The organism is Xanthomarina sp. F2636L, assembly GCF_026410195.1.
In the GTDB taxonomy this organism is placed as follows: domain Bacteria; phylum Bacteroidota; class Bacteroidia; order Flavobacteriales; family Flavobacteriaceae; genus Xanthomarina.
The window spans coordinates 131454-149707 of sequence record NZ_JAPMLM010000058.1 but is presented as its reverse complement, the minus strand read 5'-3'; the positions used below and the strand labels follow the sequence as shown (position 1 = coordinate 149707).

The window sequence follows — 18254 nt, the reverse complement described above, 5'->3', positions numbered from 1 at the left end:
TTAAAACAAATAATTTCAGGTAATAAAAAAATTATCTGCATGTAACTTGTTATTTTTTTTCAACTATAAAAGCTGGAGGAAACCGGGTAGTAAACAAACCATTCCAGCTACTAGCAAACATAATTTTTGTTCCATCCCTATTTGGGACGGCTTGTGGTTGTTGCTGATATCCATCATGATACATAGCATGATGCAAACCAAAACGCTCTATAGTATTGCTTGAATCTAATTTAATTGCAAAGAGTTCTTTTTTTCCAATGGTTTCACAACAACCTTCGCTAACATAAGCCCAACCTGGTCTATTAATATTTCTACAGCTAATATGTCCATTCCAAACGCCATTATCTATGGTGTAATTAAAAAGCGGAGTTGTTAATCCATCTGACAGTCTTACCATTTTCATAAAATAACCATTAGGCCTAGTTGTTTCATCTCCAAAAGCTACATAGACCTCATTTCCTTCGGCATCAATCCCTAAATCTGAATGAGTACTATAATTATTTATATGTCTTTTGTTAGTCATATCAATATCATATGCTTTGATGCCTTGATTTGGCAAAGAGCCATCTTCTCCAAAAGTAGCAACCGCATAATTACCTAAAGGACTAACTGAAAACCAGGCTAATTTAATATCACCTATATAATCAGTTCCTTCAATTTGACCGTTCTCTAAATTGAATACGATTAAGGTTAAATCGTTTCCATTTTTACCAATAAGTCCAATATACCTATCATCATAAGACATATTCCCTTTATTAAAACCGTAACTAATTTTTTCAAAATCACTAAACGTATGAAGAGTTTGAATGGTATTAATAACAATATTATAAGAAACTAATTTATTTTTTGTAACACCATACATAACATTAGGTTTTGTATTTGCCCATGTTGCAGAAGCCGGAATATCTGCCCATTTAATAAATTTGTAAGTGCTACCATCTAAAATAGCTGCAGGATATCCGGAGAGTTTTATATAGGTTTCATCGCTATTCCACGGAGAGTCTACACTATAATGGTGTCTCATTTGTTTAGAGTCCTCTCCTATAATAGTAACATCGCTTACTCTAGTTACTTGCTTCCCAAACGTGTTTGTAAAAGGCTCTAAATAAACTGGGTCATTATCGGGTATCTCATAGGCTTTCCATGTAGTTTTCATGATGTTTTCTTCAACAGGATAAGATTGAGAAAAACAACTTGAACACATTAATAAGGCAACATAGGTCAACTTCTTTATCATATTTTAAATATAAATAGTATTAATTTATTTAACACCCAATTTATTAAAAATTACTGAATTTAAATTTGTTAATTTTTTGTTAATTTTTAGTACTTTGTATTGCATAATACCTTTTTAAAGATATATATTTGCATAAGCAACTATTATACGCTTTATATAATGATAGATAAAAACCATAAAAACATCGCCACATTTATTCACTTATCAACCTTCTCAAGGTTCTTTTTTCCATTAGGGAATTTTATTGGACCTATTATATTATGGGTTGCTAACAAGGAAAAATCAGATTTTATAGATGCTCATGGCAAACAAGCGCTTAATTTTCAATTAAGCATTTTGTTATATGCTATTATTCTAGGCATGATAACTATTCCGTTATTTGTATTTAACCTTTTTAATGGATTTAACTTTTTAGATATCGATGCCTTTAACAGCATACATATTAGCTTAACAAAGCCTTCACCTCTACTTTATATATCGGGTGGTCTAGGGTTTATTGCAGTAGTAGGTTTTATCTTAGAATTGGTTTTTATAGTTAAGGCCGGTTTAGCTGCAAAAGAAGGAGAATATTATAAGTATCCATTAGCAATTAACTTTTTAAAATAAATTCATCAATCCTCCCTCGTGAATCAACCATACAACATGTTGGAGAAAATCAACAATCAAAAAACGAACAGTTAAAAAAAATCAAAAAAGCTTAGAGAATGACACAAGCAAATCAAAAAAACATCAATCAATCTAAATGTCTATTATGCGAATTGCATAAGACCTTTAAAAAACAATAGTAAAGACTTATGAAAATTGAAAACACAAAGGCACAAATGAGAAAAGGGGTCCTTGAATACTGCATATTGTCTGTCCTGAAAGATGAGGACGCCTATGTTGCAGAAATTTTAGGAACTTTAAAAGATGCCAAGTTGTTAGTGGTAGAAGGAACTATTTATCCTTTACTAACACGACTTAAAAACGCTGGACTTCTCAATTATAGATGGGAAGAATCTACCTCAGGACCACCAAGAAAATATTATGGTCTTACCGAAACAGGAAAATTGTTTCTAAAGGAATTAAACTCCACTTGGAGTGAATTACAAAATGCAGTTAATATAGTAACCAGACAAAAAAACACGAAATAATGAATAAAACAGTCAACATAAATTTAGCAGGTATCTTTTTCCATATTGATGAAGATGCATACTTAAAACTACAACGCTATCTTGAGGCTATAAAACGTTCATTTACAGACTCTCAAGGACGCTCTGAAATTATTGCAGATATAGAAGCAAGAATTGCCGAACTTTTTACCGAACGTGTAAAACACGAAAAACAAGTTATTGGAAACAAAGAAGTTGACGATGTGATAACCATCATGGGGCAACCTGAGGATTATTTGGTAGATGATGAAATCTTTGAGGACGAGCCAAAATCTTCTTACAAAAGCAAGTCTTCTGGACGTTCAAAAAAACTATTTAGAGATACAGACAACTCTTATATAGGTGGTGTAGCGTCTGGACTTGGGCATTATTTAGGAATTGACGCACTTTGGGTTCGATTACTTTGGATTTTTCTAGCTATTGGTTCTGGTGGTACTTTCATTTTTATCTATATGTTATTCTGGATCTTGGTTCCAGAAGCTTTAAGCACAGCAGATAAGCTAACTATGACGGGAGAGCCGGTGAACATTAGTAATATTGAAAAAAAAATTAAAGACGGATTTGAAAATGTTTCCCAAACCGTTTCAGATACGGTAAAAAACATAGATGTATCAAAACAGAGCAACAAGATAAAATCCAGTTCTAAATCCTTTTTCGATACTATTGGAGATATCCTTATGTTTTTTCTTAATATTTTCGCAAAGTTTATTGGAATTATATTAATAATTGTTGGTGCATCCACTTTAATTGGTTTAATTATTGGCTTTTTATCCGTAGGTGTTGCAGACATTATCAAAGTCCCTGGAATTGACTTTATCGATGCAGCCAATGCAGCAAACACTCCCGTTTGGTTAGTATCTTTATTACTGTTCTTTGCTATTGGAGTTCCATTTTTCTTTGTATTCTATTTAGGTCTGAAGATTCTAGTGAATAACCTGAAATCTATTGGAAACATTGCAAAATTCTCACTATTAGGGGTTTGGTTATTAGCACTAATAAGCTTAATTGTTATTGGCGTAAAACAAGCTAGCGAACATGCTTTTGATGCTAGTGTTACTGAGAAAGTAAGCCTAAACATTACAGCAAACGACACCTTAAACCTGAAAATGTATGGTAAGGATTCTTACAAAAAGTACATTAATAGAAGTGGTGGATTTAAGTTGGTTTATAATGAAGATGACGAAAAAATAATTTTTTCTTCAGATGTGAGACTTATAGTAAGATCTACAAAAGATAGCTTAGCTTCTATTAATATTGAAAGAAGTGCTGAAGGCAGCAGCTACCAACAGGCAAAAGAACGCGCTAAAAACATTCATTATAACTATGCTTTGAGAAATAATGAATTGAGACTTGATTCCTATTTAACAACCGAATATGAGAATAAATTTAGCGATCAGGAAATAGAAATCATTCTTTATCTACCTGAAGGAACCATGTTAATTGCAGACGAAAACACATCTAGTTTTCATAGTAATACCAGTCGTTATAATGACATTCTAGACAATGGTATGGAAGGTTACTTACTAAAAATAATGGATAATCGCATTATTTGCGAAGAGTGTCCGGGAGAATTTAACATGGATATCGATATCAATAACAATAAGTCTAGAGTAAAAATAAACGATCAAGGAATCGATATTAAATCAAGAGATTCTAGTTTGGAAATTAACGATAAAGGTGTGAAAGCCGAGAGTGAAAGTGTTCGAGTTGATATAGACGAAAACGGCATCAACATTACATCAGATGGAAACTAATCAATTCATCTAGCAATATTAACAGTTCAAGAATATTTTATTTCTAAACTGGTAATAATAATTAACCTTTGAATAACTAATCATCTATCCTCCTAAGCTAAAAGCTCTGGAGGATACATCAAAAAACTAACAATTATGAACACACTAACAAAAGTTTTAGCATCCATTATCATGGCTATCGTTATGATGTCCTGTAATTTCGACGGAAATTTTGGGATGGGAATTAATGGAAATGGAGAAGTCATCACCAAAGAAAGAACTCTAGAAGGGTCTTTCAATTCTGTAAAGGTAAGCAGAGGATTAGATTTATACTTAACCCAAAGCGATACCGAAAGCTTAACGGTTGAAGCAGACGAAAATCTTCACGAGATTATTACTACAAGTATTGAAAACGATGTACTTCTTATTTCAGCAACTGAAAATATTGGGAGATCAACTTCAAAAAAAATCATGTTGAATTTTAAAAACCTACATGCTATTAAATCCACAAGTGGTAGCGATGTATTTTCAACAAACACCATTTATACAGACGAAATTGAACTAAAAGCAACTAGTGGAAGTGATATGGAGTTACATATAGAATCTAAATCTATTACTTGTTATTCTACAAGTGGTAGCGATATAGAATTAACAGGTAAAACAGATAATTTTATTGCTGAAGCTACAAGTGGTAGCGCCATAGAAGCAGATAATATGATAACTGAAAGCGCGCAAATAAAAGCTACAAGTGGTGCAGATATTGTTGTTAACACTTCGAAGCTAATTGCTAAAGCAACTAGTGGAGGCGATATTAGATATCTAGGAAATCCTGAAATTCTTGAAAAGAGTGATGGTGTTTCTGGTTCTATAAAAAAACAATAATATTCTAATTCAACCAAAGTGAAAATCATCGTAATCTTTAAGTGTCAAAGATTATGATGGTTTTTGTATTTATAATATTTACTCTTTTACCTTACTATATTTTTCGAACCTAACCTTCATTTCTTGTTCAATTCCAGTACTATTACCAAATCCACGAACATTGTTCAATGTCTGCTGTAAATTTGGATGTAGTATTCCATCACAAATTAACTGAGGAATTTCATTTACGTATACTAATTCCCCATATTTATACAAATGAATCATTAGTATGCTTGTTTTATAATACTCTACTCTATTTAACCTTCTAACATAGTTATAACCCATTAGTCTCTCAGTAGGAAAACCATAAGTTTCAATTATTGCTTTAAACTCAGCCAAAATTGAATTAGCTTCCTGATAGGCATCTTCAGCAGTTAATTCAATTTCACCATTGTGCCATTCCATTAAATTGGCAGTAAATTCCTTGTCTATATCAATTAAAGAATTCAATCTCTCTCTTAATTCAGATCTAAAGTTTTCGTTATAATATTTTGTGTAACTTTCAAAATCTGAACTAAATCTGTCATACCATTTGGATTGTTTATAATTACTAAAATACCTTAAAGGAACTCCTCCTTTAGCTAACTGAATAGCAATCACTTCAGCCCATTCATAATCTTTAGTCTTTTGAGCAACTGAAAAAGCCATACTTAATTCGTCTCCCAATGGAAATTCAACTTTTGAAAAAGCGAGTTTTAATGTTTTTCCAGCTTCTTTATAATTCTTATCTGCATAATCTTTAGTAGCAGAATCAGCTAAAAGAAAATAGTCTTGATATTCACATTGTTGAGCCGACAAATTACTTGTTATCAAAAAGAAGATGATTATTTTTAACATATTTTTTCTATTCAACATTTAGGTAAATTGTTATTAAAAACTAAGATATACGTTTTCAGTTGTTTTTCTGAAACATAAATTAAATTTTCCAAAGTTCTTAAAAACAAAAAACCCGAAAACTTTCGCTTTCGGATTTTCAATTATCTTAGAATTCTTATTAATTATAGTTAGAAGTAGATACTTCAAACGCAGAGTCTTTTGATGCCAACCATCGTTCTGCATCTAAAGCAGCCATACATCCCGTTCCTGCTGCAGTAACAGCTTGTCTGTACACATGGTCTGCTGCATCTCCAGAAACAAAAACACCTTCTACATTTGTTTTAGAAGTTCCAGGAACATTAATAATGTATCCTGTCTCGTCTAAGTCTAAAAAGTCTTTAAAAATATCTGTATTTGGTTTATGTCCAATAGCCACAAAAAACCCAGTTGCAGGAATGTCGTGTTTTTCATTGGTTTGATTGTTATAGACACGAACACCAGTAACTACTTGTCCATCTCCTAAAACTTCTTCAGTTTCTGTATTATATAAAATCTCAATATTTTCTGTGTTCTGTACACGAGCGGCCATAATTTTAGATGCTCTAAACTCGTCACGTCTTACCAACATGGTTACTTTTTTACAAAGTTTAGAGAGATAATGTGCTTCTTCGCAAGCGGAATCTCCTGCTCCAACAATAACTACTTCCTGATTTCTATAAAAGAAGCCATCGCAAACGGCACAAGCTGATACTCCTCCACCTAATTTTAAATATTTTTGTTCAGAATCTAAACCTAAATACATGGCAGAAGCTCCTGTTGAAATAATAACAGTATCGCAATGAATTTCTTTAGTATCGTTTACCCAAACTTTATGTATATCTCCTGAAAAATCAACTTTAGTTACCCAGCCATCACGTACTTCTGTATCAAAACGCTCGGCTTGTTTTTGTAGTTCAATCATCATTTCTGGTCCTGTTATACCATCTGGATAACCTGGAAAGTTCTCTACTTCATTGGTTGTGGTTAATTGTCCCCCTGGTTGTGTTCCTTGATATAAAACAGGTTTCATATTTGCTCTGGCAGCATATATGGCTGCAGTATATCCTGCAGGTCCAGACCCTATAATTAAACACTTTACTTTTTCTATTTTTTCAGACATAATACAATTGTATTTTATTTATGCAAAAATAGAGATTTTAAAAAGAAACCTATCTTGAAATTTATTAAAAGTTATTATCATTCTATAAGCTTCCTTTATTTTAATCTTTCACCTATATTAAATTTATAACTTATTTTCTTCTTCTAAGCTTTCTTGATCTTTTTTAGCTTGTTCTTGTTCGTTATGTAGAAGTGGGTGATCTTGTTTTAAGCCTACTATAAGAATGATATTGCTTACCGTATTGTACAGCATTAAAATTACGATTACCATTATCCCGCTTAACATAGAAGATATAATTAAAGTTGCCCAATAAATAGATTTAAACCAAAGTGTTGGCACATTGTCTGATTCTGTAATTGGAATGTTGAATACCTGAAATAAAACAAGAGTGATAATAAACAAAAAAGTGTCTATTTGGCAATACTCATAACTTCTAAATAATGACTATCTTTTAATTTATATTTTGTAAAGAACTTATTCCCAATAAGGTTAAAAGTAAAGCCAGAATAGTAGCTGAAGCCAAAATAATGGTATTACACAACATATTAATTCCCATTAAAGAAGAGCTTAATAATTGTCTTGCTTCATATCCAGAAATATTTCCCAATAAAAAAAAACACTGATACTAATTAATATAAACGCAATTAATCCTCCAGAAATGGCTCGCTTGTTTTGTTTAAAGAATTCTGTCATTGTTTTTAGATCTTTAAGTCATTTTTATATGAATTAATAATATATTTTTTACAGTTAGTAAGTCGTATTTAAAAAAGTTAGATTTATTCTTTAAAAGAAATTATTATGGGAACAATTGCAACAGATAAAAGAAAAATTATACTTTATTACCACTCGGAGAATTCCTTAGGAAAGCAAGCTTATGGCTATTTACAAGCCTCTAAAAAGAAGATTTTAGCTATAGATATTTCTAAAACTAAAGTAACAGGAATGCAATGGTTGGAAATTTCAGAAAACTTACATACCATACTTTCTAAACTTGTAAATCAAGATCATCCTAACTTTAAAGATCATTACGATTCTGGAATTACGTTAGATAAAGAAGATTGGATAAAAGTATTACAAAACCACCCAGAAACGTTGCGATGCCCAATTTTAATTGATGGTAACAATTATCATCTTATTGAAACACCTTCAGAAATTTCTAAACATTTAGAAAAAGAAGACACTTCTATAGATACTCGTTCTAAAAAATAACATCAAATATTTTTATTAGAATGATCGTTTTCTTTAGGAATGCTTTTAAAGAATTCATTCGTATCCGTATCGCTATTTACACCATAATTTGCTGTTACCATTCCTTTGGCACCATCGTCAGTCTTAATAACATATAAAATGGACATGTCTGATGGATTACTCATCCCTTCAAATCTATGTTCTCTTTCAATAATAATTTGTTTAGGCAGATATTCCTTTTTTGTTTTAAGCTCTATTATAGAGCCATTTTCGCATTTAAAATTACTGGTATACCCTTTGTCTTGATACTTTTTTATAAGGTCTAATTCGTTTCTATCCTGTGTCATAATACTTTGTTTTAAATTAAAAAAGGCAGATGAGCTTTTAAAGATGCTTATCTGCCTTTAACTACAAACCAACTAACTAATTTTAACTAACTAATAGTAAGTGTTTTTATTAATCAAATGCGTCTTCTACTTCATCTGCAGCGTCATCTACTGCATCTCCTACATCGTCGGCAACGTCTTCAATACTGTCGTTTTTTTTCTCTCTACAACTTGGCAGAACCAAGGACATAGTGAATGAAAAGAGAAATACATAAAATAATTTTTTCATGATAAATGGTTTTAAGTGTTAGTGTTTATTTTTTGTTCTAGATTTTTTTCTTTCCCATAAATAATGAGATGATAAATAATACTATAAAAATGAAGAATAGTATTTTAGCAATTCCTGCTGCGGCTCCAGCAATACCACCAAATCCTAAAATTCCTGCGATAACTGCAACGATTATAAATGTGATTGTCCAACGTAACATAGTGTTTGTTTTTAAGGTTAACTATTAGATATCTGACTATCAGATTTCTATAATATAAATATCGCTATATATTTTAGTTGTGTTTTGCTCTATCGAAACAGCCTTTAACTCAAATCGTTTATTTGAAGTTTATCATTTCTAATTTGCTACTTTTTGTTCCATATATCTTGTTTAATACCAATAAAAAATGGACTCTTTTAATAAAGAGTCCATTTTCCAAATCAATTAAATGGAGATATTATTTAATATCTTCCAAGCGTTTAATGGTATTCAACTCCTGAGAAATAGTGTTTTTTTGATTGAACACAAGATCTCTAGTTGTTGTTGGTAAACTTGTTTCGTTTAAAACTTCGTTATATTCTTCAACGGAAGCTTTTTCACCTCTAATGGCTTCTTCCAACATAGACTCTTCGTTATCTGCCGAAAAAATGGCTTTTACATCCATCCAGGTTCTGTGTGCTGTTCCAGTTATACTTCCACTCTCCTCTGGTTTTTCGCCAAAGTTTCTAATTTCAGATTTTAACTGATGTCCAAAATCATAACGCTCTGCAGCTTTACGGTTAAAATAGTTTTTTAAAGCTGTATGTTCTGTGTGTTCAGCTGCTTTTTTATAACCTTTCTCGGCATCATAGTTCTTTTCTAACAAGGCATTTAACTTGTTTCCCACTTCTTCTGTGTATGAATTCATAATAATATGTATTTAAAGTTTCGAGCAATTTTTTTACAAAGATGCTTGCTGTTTTACATCCTTACGTTCTGATTAATCAAAACGCTGATTCATTATTATTATAAAATTACGATAAGAAACTGGTTTGGATTAATGCGAAAAAAATAAAAGTTAACGCAATGAATTTGGAAGAGTAAAACTTGTAGAAATGTGGGGAAAATTACAAATTTGATTTCATATACTTTTGATAATCTTTTGCAAGTGCTGTTTTTTGTGTTTTATTAAACACTTTTCCTGCCATTTGAAAAAATGAATGTTCTTCATCTTCTAAATGGTGTTCTACTTTATGTTTTAAATTTTTTGCTATTTTTAACCATGCAGAAGAATCGTAATCTGTTTCTTCTAATTGTTCAATAAGCTCGTCTATTTCATGATGTTCTGCAATACCATGTCTGGCATGTTCCTGCATCATATCGCTACTTATTAAAGGTTTGTAAAAATGACGTTCCTCGGCGTCTGCATGGACTTCAAGCTGTTTTTTTACGGCTTTAAAAAGCTCGTTTCTTTTTTTAGTATCACCAGAAGTTTCAACAAGTTTACTTAATAAATCTCGTTGTGTATCGTGATCTTCTCTTATGGCTTCAAAAATATTCATTGTTTTGTTTTTTAGTTAGATTTATAGTTGGTTTATTTAAAACCAAATCGCTTTAGAACATATTAATGATGCATCAGCGTTTTAAGAAAAATTTTCTTAACAACACAAATACACCATATTTACTTGCTCCTTTAATAATGGGCTCCACCCAATTAAAAGGTCTAAAACTTTCTTTGAACTCCGTTTTTAATAACTTTAGTTCTTCCCAGGCTACTTTACGTTCTAAATATAAACGCTTTAGATCGGTTTCAATCTGTTCAAAGTTTGTGTAAGTTGGTTTCATAAATTAATATGTTTTTCAAAATTTGTATAAAAATTTATTTTTTAGGAGAAGAATTTAGAACCCATTTTTTGGATTACTATCTTATTGATAGTTGTTCTACCTAAATAGATTAAAACACCAATAAGCATGAATAATAAGCCTACTATTAGATAACCTAAAAGTAGATTTTCTAAAGCATCTCCAATAGCCATGGCTGCAGCAACTGCACAAAAAATAAGTCCAAGAAACACAAATAAACTAATGGCAACTAGCTTGGTAATCATACTAACTGACAAGGTTAACTGCTGAAATATTTTCAACTTCAGGTATTGGTGAGACGATTTAATATACATCTCACCAATATCTGTAGCTTTATCTGTAGTATCTCCTATAGATTCAAAAACGTTCATAATTTATGATGCTTTTTGATATTTTTTATTTTTAGCTTTCAAATCTTTTAGTTTGGCTTCAAGAGTCGAAATCACGTCTTCAGCTTTATAACTTGCATCAGATACTATCGACTCTACTTTACCTTCTAAAGTATTTGCTTCTGCACTTACTGTATGTGCAATTTTATCTCTTAAATCGGCTGCAGTTGAAGTTAATTTCTCTCTTTGCAAGTCTGCCTGATCAGCAATACGCTGTCTAGTTACACTTCCTTTCTCAGGAGCAAATAAAATTCCTAACACAGCACCTGCTGCTGCTCCAATTAAAACTCCTAATCCTGTACTTCCATTATTTGTCATGATATAATATATTTTTAGTTAAACATTTTTGTTATAAATCAAATATCCGAAAAACTTACCGTGACTATTATCGCTAAAAATTAAATTATTGACCTAATCCGAAATACCTTATAGAGTTAATTGTTTTATGGAATAGGTCAAGCCGTAAATGTTTAAAGAATTACATTTAGTTCACATAAAAAATAAAGATTATGTCTTCAGAAATTACAACTACAAACCCATATAATGGAACACATATTAAAAGCTACACACAGTTTTCGAAAGCGATGTTAGAAAGCTATCTAGATCAAGCTGAAAAAACTTTTGAGACTTGGAAACATTTAGAAATTCCTGAACGTACAAAACTTTTAAAAAAACTTTCTAAAAACTTAATAAAGAATAAGCAAATTTATAGTGAATTAATGACTCAAGAAATGGGAAAACCTATTTCTCAAAGTAAGTCTGAAATTGAAAAATGCGCATATTTAGTCGATTTTTTTGCTAAGAACGCTGATCAATTTTTGGCAGACGAACTTATTGAAACCGATGCAATGGAAAGTTTTATAAGCTACGATCCATTAGGTTGTATTTTAGGAGTTATGCCATGGAATTATCCATTTTGGCAAGTACTTAGATTTGCTATACCAACTATAACAGCAGGAAACACAATCCTATTAAAACATGCCAGTAATGTTACAGGGTGTGCCTTAGCTATTCAAGATTTATTTGAAGACAGTGGATTTCCAAAAGGGTGTTTTCAAACACTTATTGTAAATCATGAACAAATAGATCAAATTATTGCAGACCCTAGAATTAAGGCTGTTTCTCTGACAGGAAGTGAAAAGGCAGGAAAACATATTGCTGAAGTCGCTGGAAAGAACCTTAAAAAATTGGTTTTAGAACTTGGAGGAAATAATGCTTGTGTGGTTTTAGATGATGCAAACTTAGAAAAACACATTGATACCATAGTTAATGCCAGAATGCAAAATACTGGACAAAGTTGTATTGCAGCCAAACGCTTTATAGTTGTAGAAACTATTTACGAAGAGTTTTTACAGAAATTTAAGGCGGAAGTGGAAGCAATTATAGTTGGAGACCCAATGGAAGAAGCTACACAATTAAGTGTTTTAGCGAGAGAGGATCTAGCTGAAATCTTAAATAAGCAAGTAAATGATTCTATTAAAAAAGGAGCAAAAACCTTAATAGGAAATAAAAAAGATAAGGCCTATTTTGAACCAACCATTCTAACCCATGTAAAACCTGGAATGCCTGTTTTCGATGATGAAACTTTTGGTCCGGTTGCAGCCATTATTAAAGTAAAAAATAATGAGGAAGCTTATAAAACTGCCAGCAATTCAAAATTTGGTTTAGGAACCATGGTTTTTACTGAAAATATTAAAGAAGCCAGAAAACATATTTTACAAATTGAAGATGGAGCCTTTTTTATAAACGAACTTGTAAAATCGGATCCTAGATTGCCTTTTGGAGGCACCAAAACTTCTGGATTTGGAAGAGAACTTTCAATAGAAGGGATTCATGAATTTGTAAACAAAAAAACAGTATATATTAACCTTTAAAACTAAAACGTATGCCTATTATTAAAGATGAAGATTCAGAAACTAAAGATTATTTATTACAAGACGATAAAAAAACCAGATTTGGAGCCACATTTATTGTTTTAATCCTAGTAATATTAGCTATAGCTGTAGTGGCTTCTGGCTTATATTTTAAATGGTTTTAAGGTTTTGTTTTAATTAAAAATCAGACATATAAAGCCATGTTTCATTTTGTAAAGTTCTAAAACGATACAGAAAGAAACATGGTTTTTTTCAAAGTTGCTATTTTGCACAAAGACCACTAATAGTTTTTTTGCGAATAGCCAATTAGTTAATACATTAAAATTTAATTTAAAACACCTTGTTTTAAGTACCAAAAAACCCAACAATTGTTGGGTTTTTTAAAATGGTATTCTTGTATTTATATAATTTTATAGCAAGAGAATATTCAATAATTTATTATTTAAATCCTAATCGAGAATTAGGCAGACATTGCTACTGAACGTTGTGCAAATTTGTAGTCTTTTGGACTACAGTTATACTTTTCTTTAAAAATTTTAGAGAAATAACTTCTACTTGTTAATCCAATGGTATAAACCACTTCTGAGATATTCATATCTGTATTTTTTATAAGTTCTTCGGCTTTTTTAATACGTACCTCTCTAATATATTCGGTAACTGTATGGCCATGCATTAATTTAAATCCTTCTTGAAGTTTTGAAGGAGAGAGTCCGAATTGACTATAAAGTTGCGAAATGGTTATTTGAGATTCAGAATTCTCATTAATAAACTGACTTACTTCTTGAATGGTATCCATATCTCTTCGGGTTAAAGACCCTGTTTGAAGATTATCGTTTTTAAGATCATCTTTATGTTGTTGAATTTCTAATGCTAAAATAACATGAACTAGACCTTGAATTAGAAGACTTCTTACAATACCCTTTTGTGATATGGCATTTAATTGTTCAATTTTTTCGGCAATTTTCAAATTATGTGATCCTACATATATAAAGTTACCCGATGGGTTTTCAGAAATAAAAGTTTCTCGTAACATATCCTTTAAACCATTGGCTCCAGGAATATCACCTTTTTTTCCAGTTTGCACAGTAATTAATGTAGTTTTTAATTCTTCATCTTTCTTAAAATACAGCACATTCTCGTTATGGTTCTGACTAGTTAAAATTCCGGTTTGATATCTTTCTAATTGACGTTTTTCACCATCTTCACCAAAACTGTGTGTTAATGTTCCTTTAGAACAATAGGTAAAATATATTGGATTTTTTTCTGGTGTATTGATCGCCAATACCAAATCATGATAAAAAATCATATCAAATTCTAAATAAGAAATACCTCCTTTTAAAGACATTCCTTTTATAATACCTTTCCCTAGGTCATTATTAATTTCTAAGGTATATTCTTTTAATTCTTTTGTCAATTCGCCACCAAAATGAACTCTTAATTGTTCTAACATGGCTTTAATAACATTTGATTCAATATATGCAGTTTTCATAGGAATTTGATTAAGTTAAACGGTCTGTTTTTATGATATGGTAAAGGTCGTGAGAGAACAGATGTTTCCTATTACACAATTTTGGTATTGTGTTATACAACTATTGGTTTTTGGTTAAAAGTGTGTTAAATAAGCTTAAAAGCGTTGTGTAAAAGTGCTTTTGAAGTAGAACAGTAGGCAATAAATATAATTAAATAATTAAGCAGGTAAATAAATAATGAATTGAGAACCTAATCCCAATTTTCCAGTGGCATGAATATATCCACTATGGTTTTCAACTATTTTTTTACAAATAGCTAAACCAATTCCCGTTCCAGAATATTCGGTTTTTTGATGTAGGCGCTGGAAGACTTCAAATATTTTTTCTGCATAGACATCATCAAACCCAATACCATTATCAATAACTGAGATTTTGTGATATTGTTTGCCAGTAACAACAAATGGCTTAGGAACTTCGGTGGCCAATACGTTTTGATAGGTAATCTCAATTATTGGAGTATCTATCGTATTCCTATATTTTAAAGCATTTGAAATTAAATTAGCAAACAACTGTTCCATTTGAAAAAAGATCCCTTTTATTTCTGGTAACTTATCTATTTTTATGTGTGCGTTGTAATCATTAATATTTGTGGCAAGGTCTTCTGTAACTTTTTCTAATACATGATTTAAATTTAGTTTTTCAAAATCTGTTTTAGTACTATCTATTCTAGAGTAAGCCAATAAATTTTGAATGAGCGACTGCATACGTACTCCTGCATTCTTTACTTTTTCAAAATAGGTTTTTCCTTTGTCTGAAAACCTATCAGACTCCATGTCTTCTATTCTAGTAATAAATAACTGTATTTTACGAAGTGGTTCTTGTAAATCGTGACTGGCAACACGGTTAAACGATTCCAATTCGGCATTACTTTGCAACAGCTCTAAATTACTTTTACGTAATTTTTCTTCGGCAACAATACTTTGGGTAACGTCTTGGACAACACCAATCATAACAGTTTGATTGCTTTTATTTATAAACTGTCCATTGGTTTTAAAGTGTTTTACATTGCCGTTTTTAGTAATAACACGATATGTATATTCACTAGGTTTTAGACTTTTTAAGGCTTGTGCTGATTTTTCTTCAACCATTTCAAGATCGTCCGGGTGGATAAATTCTTTATATGTTTTAAACGAAGATTTAAATTCATTGGGTTGATAACCTAACATTTGAAAGTAATTATCAGACATTTCTGAAATATCAGAATCCAAATACCAAAGAAAACTACCAATTTTGGCTATACTTTCGGCATCGGTTAAAATGGAATTCCTAATTACAAGTTGATCGTTTAGTTTTAAAAGTTGATTTGCTTTTGCTTTTTCTTCAGTAACATCTCTAGTAGTTACTGTTACACCATCTCCTAATTTTATAGCTGTGGCATGAAACCATATGGTTTTACCATTTTTTTCGAGTGGCACTTCATATTCTTCAGATTTTTTTAATTCAACAGCATTTACTAAATGTTCAAAAACGCCATTTTCAAAAATATCTGGAAAAACTTGAGAAACCTTTTTGTTTTTTAAATCTTCAGGAATATCTCCTGTTACTGGGTTTATCCTATCGTTTACAAACAAAATTTTAAAATCAATAATTTTTCCATGAACATCCCGAATGCTTTTAAAATTCATGACAATATGTGATATACTTTTAAAGATATTTCCTAAAAACGCTCTATTATCCAAGAGTTTTAGGTTTTGTTTCTCTAATTTCTTTTTAAATGTCAATTGGACTTCTTTTGCTTCTTCTTCTGCAGTAGAATTTCTAGCAGTTTCTAAAATCCCATTGGCTAATGGGGTTACAATAGATTGAAACCACATGTTATTATCCTGAATAACTATCTGTCTGTCTGAAATCTCCTTTGTTTTATTAAGAAAACATGTTTTCATTTTTTCAAACTCGCCATTTTCCATTAAGAATGGAAATACATTTGAAATAGTTTGGCCTACTATAATATCTGGTTCTATTCCAAAATAATCCCGATTACAGTCGTTAGCATATATAATTTTAAAATCTATTATTTCATCTTGAATACCGAAAATAGGCTCGTAAAAGTTAACCACATTGTCTGTTGTGCCTAAAACATTTTTTAAAAATGCTTCGGATTCTCTAAAACGCTTTTTATTTTTATAAATACGAATAAAAGAAAGCACAAATACCAATATGGCAATAAACGTTAGTATAGTTAAAGTTAAAGGTGCCAAAGACTTATATGAGTCATAGGTACTTTTCCTTTTCTGCATTAACTCTTGCTCACTTGCAAGCATCTCATTTTTAACTTCTCGTATATGATACAATGTACCACTTACTTTCATTTTTTGCGATTGTCTGTAAGAATGAGCTTCTTGGGTATTTTTATAATCAATTGCTTCTAATAATTCTAGCTGAGAATATAATCTTTCCAACAAAACACTTAATGAATTTAAACGATCTATTTGTAAAGAATCATCTGAAGTAAGTACTTTTAAGCTATCAATAATATTTTGTCCTTCCTGCTTATATTCTTTAAAAGCTTGACTGGCACCACCTGTTTTTAATAATTCATTTCTAAACTCTTCAGATTCTGCTTGAGAGAAGTGAGTTGTTAAATTACTTATTCCATTAAAAACTTGAAGCGTGTGATTTACTGAGGCAGAAGATTTTTGCATGTTTATTATCTGTCTATAGGTCATACCTGCAGTAAAAACAAGTATCCCTAAAGCAACAACTAATAAAGTTATATACGTTTTAGAAGAAGTGTAAACACGCTTAAAATCCATAGTTTGATAGTGTCTTAGATTCGGAAAAGAAAGGTTTCTTTATTCAAATTGGATGTATGATATTGCCAATTGAGTTGTAGAACTTTCTCTACCACTTCTCGCAATTTACTAAAGTTATTGGGCTTATTTACATAAATGTTTGCCCCATTTAAGAAAGTATCTTCTATATCTTTTTCTGAAGAAGATGTTGAATAAATGGCTATACACAAATCTTTTAACTTTGGATTATTACGAATTTCCACCAAACATTGCTGCCCATTTTTGATTGGCATATTCAAATCTAAAAAAATAAGACTTGGAAGAACAATATTGGGTAAGGTTAAGTAATCCATCAATTCTTGACCATGGTTAAAGAGCGATAGTTTTGTACTAATATCTATTTCGTCTATAGCTTCACTAAATAGCATTCTGTCATCTTCATCGTCGTCTGCCAGGGCTATGCTTAAAGTTTTATCACTCATTTATTTATGTTTGTTGATTGTTGGTTTATAGTTTTTTGTTGTTCATAATTCTTTGAAACGCACTTGGTGTAAGTCCTGTTGTTTTTTTAAACTGTCCAGATAAATGTGCTACGCTACTGTAGTCTATGCGAAAAGCTATTTCAGTTAAAGTTAAATCTGTATGACAGATTAACTCTTTTGCAAGATCTACTTTCTTAAGAATCATATAATTTTCTATGGATGTATAGGTGTTTTCTGAAAAAATTGTGGATAAATGCGCGTAAGAATAATGCAATTTATCTGAAAGATAGGTTGATAGTTTTACTGTTCGAAATTCTTTGTTTTTCAAGTAATCGTCAATGGCATTTTTAATTCTATCTTCTAAGGTTACTTTTTGTTTTGTTAAAATTTCAATGCCATATTTATTTAAGGATGTTGTTAATATTTCGAGTTTTTCTGGAGACAACGCGCCATTAATTTGAATTTCTCCCAAGCTATTCAAGGTATAAGAAATATCCAGCGCATCTAACTGCTCTTTTAAAAGAGTCTTACATACCAAATCGAAATTGTATTTTACAAATAGTGTCATTGATAAATGGATTCTTTTATCTTTTTAATTATGGAATT

General features: G+C 30.9%; 22 protein-coding genes. 7 read left to right on the top strand and 15 right to left on the bottom strand.

The genetic code is table 11. The features are described 5' to 3' along the window. Positions 1–49: 49 nt before the first annotated feature. Positions 50–1237 carry a T9SS C-terminal target domain-containing protein gene (locus OS191_RS04480; RefSeq protein ID WP_267154518.1) on the bottom strand — a complete coding sequence of 396 codons (1188 nt, stop codon included), beginning with the start codon at positions 1235–1237 and terminating at the stop codon, positions 50–52. A 159-nt stretch (positions 1238–1396) separates the two neighbouring features. Between OS191_RS04480 and OS191_RS04475 the strand changes: the two genes are divergently transcribed. From OS191_RS04475 to OS191_RS04460, 4 genes are all read left to right on the top strand, one after another. Beyond that, positions 1397–1843, top strand: coding sequence for a DUF4870 domain-containing protein (locus OS191_RS04475; protein ID WP_267154517.1), 447 nt, complete (start codon positions 1397–1399; stop codon positions 1841–1843). A gap of 188 nt (positions 1844–2031) precedes the next feature. Next, complete coding sequence (locus tag OS191_RS04470; RefSeq protein WP_267154516.1) at positions 2032–2370, top strand: PadR family transcriptional regulator; 339 nt, start codon at positions 2032–2034, stop codon at positions 2368–2370. Beyond that, positions 2370–4142, top strand: a complete 1773-nt coding sequence (locus OS191_RS04465) for a PspC domain-containing protein (RefSeq protein ID WP_267154515.1) — start codon at positions 2370–2372, stop codon at positions 4140–4142. Before OS191_RS04470 ends, OS191_RS04465 begins: the two co-directional genes overlap by 1 nt. A gap of 135 nt (positions 4143–4277) precedes the next feature. After that, positions 4278–5003 (top strand): head GIN domain-containing protein, encoded by a 726-nt coding sequence (locus OS191_RS04460; protein ID WP_267154514.1) that lies wholly within the window; start codon positions 4278–4280, stop codon positions 5001–5003. 78 nt (positions 5004–5081) lie between these two features. On the opposite strand, the gene OS191_RS04455 is transcribed toward OS191_RS04460, so the two are convergent. From OS191_RS04455 to OS191_RS15535, 3 genes are all read right to left on the bottom strand, one after another. Beyond that, positions 5082–5879 (bottom strand): hypothetical protein, encoded by a 798-nt coding sequence (locus OS191_RS04455; RefSeq protein ID WP_267154513.1) that lies wholly within the window; start codon positions 5877–5879, stop codon positions 5082–5084. Between the two features lie 157 nt (positions 5880–6036). Beyond that, positions 6037–7017 (bottom strand): thioredoxin-disulfide reductase, encoded by a 981-nt coding sequence (gene trxB, locus OS191_RS04450; protein ID WP_267154512.1) that lies wholly within the window; start codon positions 7015–7017, stop codon positions 6037–6039. A gap of 123 nt (positions 7018–7140) precedes the next feature. Next, positions 7141–7419 (bottom strand): hypothetical protein, encoded by a 279-nt coding sequence (locus OS191_RS15535; RefSeq protein WP_323370050.1) that lies wholly within the window; start codon positions 7417–7419, stop codon positions 7141–7143. Between the two features lie 396 nt (positions 7420–7815). Here OS191_RS15535 and OS191_RS04440 point away from each other — a divergent pair, with 396 nt between their 5' ends. Continuing rightward, a complete protein-coding gene (locus tag OS191_RS04440) occupies positions 7816–8226 on the top strand; it encodes an arsenate reductase family protein (protein ID WP_267154511.1) in 411 nt (136 codons plus the stop codon). Positions 8227–8228: 2 nt separating this feature from the next. On the opposite strand, the gene OS191_RS04435 is transcribed toward OS191_RS04440, so the two are convergent. The 7 genes from OS191_RS04435 to OS191_RS04405 all read right to left on the bottom strand — a co-directional run bounded on the left by OS191_RS04435 (position 8229) and on the right by OS191_RS04405 (position 11349). Further along, complete coding sequence (locus tag OS191_RS04435) at positions 8229–8552, bottom strand: hypothetical protein (protein ID WP_267154510.1); 324 nt, start codon at positions 8550–8552, stop codon at positions 8229–8231. A gap of 305 nt (positions 8553–8857) precedes the next feature. Beyond that, positions 8858–9019, bottom strand: a complete 162-nt coding sequence (locus OS191_RS04430; RefSeq protein ID WP_267154509.1) for a DUF1328 family protein — start codon at positions 9017–9019, stop codon at positions 8858–8860. A 238-nt stretch (positions 9020–9257) separates the two neighbouring features. Beyond that, positions 9258–9707: a ferritin-like domain-containing protein gene (locus tag OS191_RS04425; RefSeq protein WP_267154508.1), complete on the bottom strand. Its 450-nt coding sequence runs from the start codon at positions 9705–9707 to the stop codon at positions 9258–9260. Between the two features lie 199 nt (positions 9708–9906). Further along, positions 9907–10341 carry a hemerythrin domain-containing protein gene (locus OS191_RS04420; RefSeq protein WP_267154507.1) on the bottom strand — a complete coding sequence of 145 codons (435 nt, stop codon included), beginning with the start codon at positions 10339–10341 and terminating at the stop codon, positions 9907–9909. Positions 10342–10414: 73 nt separating this feature from the next. Beyond that, positions 10415–10624 carry a hypothetical protein gene (locus tag OS191_RS04415; RefSeq protein ID WP_267154506.1) on the bottom strand — a complete coding sequence of 70 codons (210 nt, stop codon included), beginning with the start codon at positions 10622–10624 and terminating at the stop codon, positions 10415–10417. A 41-nt stretch (positions 10625–10665) separates the two neighbouring features. Continuing rightward, positions 10666–11013, bottom strand: a complete 348-nt coding sequence (locus tag OS191_RS04410) for a hypothetical protein (RefSeq protein WP_267154505.1) — start codon at positions 11011–11013, stop codon at positions 10666–10668. 3 nt (positions 11014–11016) lie between these two features. Continuing rightward, positions 11017–11349, bottom strand: coding sequence for a YtxH domain-containing protein (locus OS191_RS04405; protein ID WP_267154504.1), 333 nt, complete (start codon positions 11347–11349; stop codon positions 11017–11019). A 191-nt stretch (positions 11350–11540) separates the two neighbouring features. Here OS191_RS04405 and OS191_RS04400 point away from each other — a divergent pair, with 191 nt between their 5' ends. Both OS191_RS04400 and OS191_RS04395 read left to right on the top strand, forming a co-directional pair. Continuing rightward, complete coding sequence (locus OS191_RS04400) at positions 11541–12905, top strand: NAD-dependent succinate-semialdehyde dehydrogenase (RefSeq protein WP_267154503.1); 1365 nt, start codon at positions 11541–11543, stop codon at positions 12903–12905. An 11-nt stretch (positions 12906–12916) separates the two neighbouring features. After that, the gene (locus tag OS191_RS04395; protein WP_267154502.1) at positions 12917–13069 is read left to right on the top strand and encodes a hypothetical protein; all 153 of its coding nucleotides are present in this window, start codon (positions 12917–12919) and stop codon (positions 13067–13069) included. A 296-nt stretch (positions 13070–13365) separates the two neighbouring features. Here OS191_RS04395 and OS191_RS04390 read toward each other — a convergent pair whose 3' ends face one another. The 4 genes from OS191_RS04390 to OS191_RS04375 form a co-directional block, all read right to left on the bottom strand. Continuing rightward, positions 13366–14394, bottom strand: coding sequence for a helix-turn-helix domain-containing protein (locus tag OS191_RS04390; RefSeq protein ID WP_267154501.1), 1029 nt, complete (start codon positions 14392–14394; stop codon positions 13366–13368). Positions 14395–14592: 198 nt separating this feature from the next. Then, entirely contained in the window at positions 14593–17187 is a 2595-nt protein-coding gene (locus OS191_RS04385; protein ID WP_267154500.1) for a PAS domain-containing protein, read from the bottom strand. A gap of 14 nt (positions 17188–17201) precedes the next feature. Then, the gene (locus tag OS191_RS04380) at positions 17202–17648 is read right to left on the bottom strand and encodes a response regulator (RefSeq protein ID WP_267154499.1); all 447 of its coding nucleotides are present in this window, start codon (positions 17646–17648) and stop codon (positions 17202–17204) included. A gap of 25 nt (positions 17649–17673) precedes the next feature. Further along, positions 17674–18216 (bottom strand): helix-turn-helix domain-containing protein, encoded by a 543-nt coding sequence (locus tag OS191_RS04375; protein ID WP_267154498.1) that lies wholly within the window; start codon positions 18214–18216, stop codon positions 17674–17676. Positions 18217–18254 lie beyond the last annotated feature (38 nt).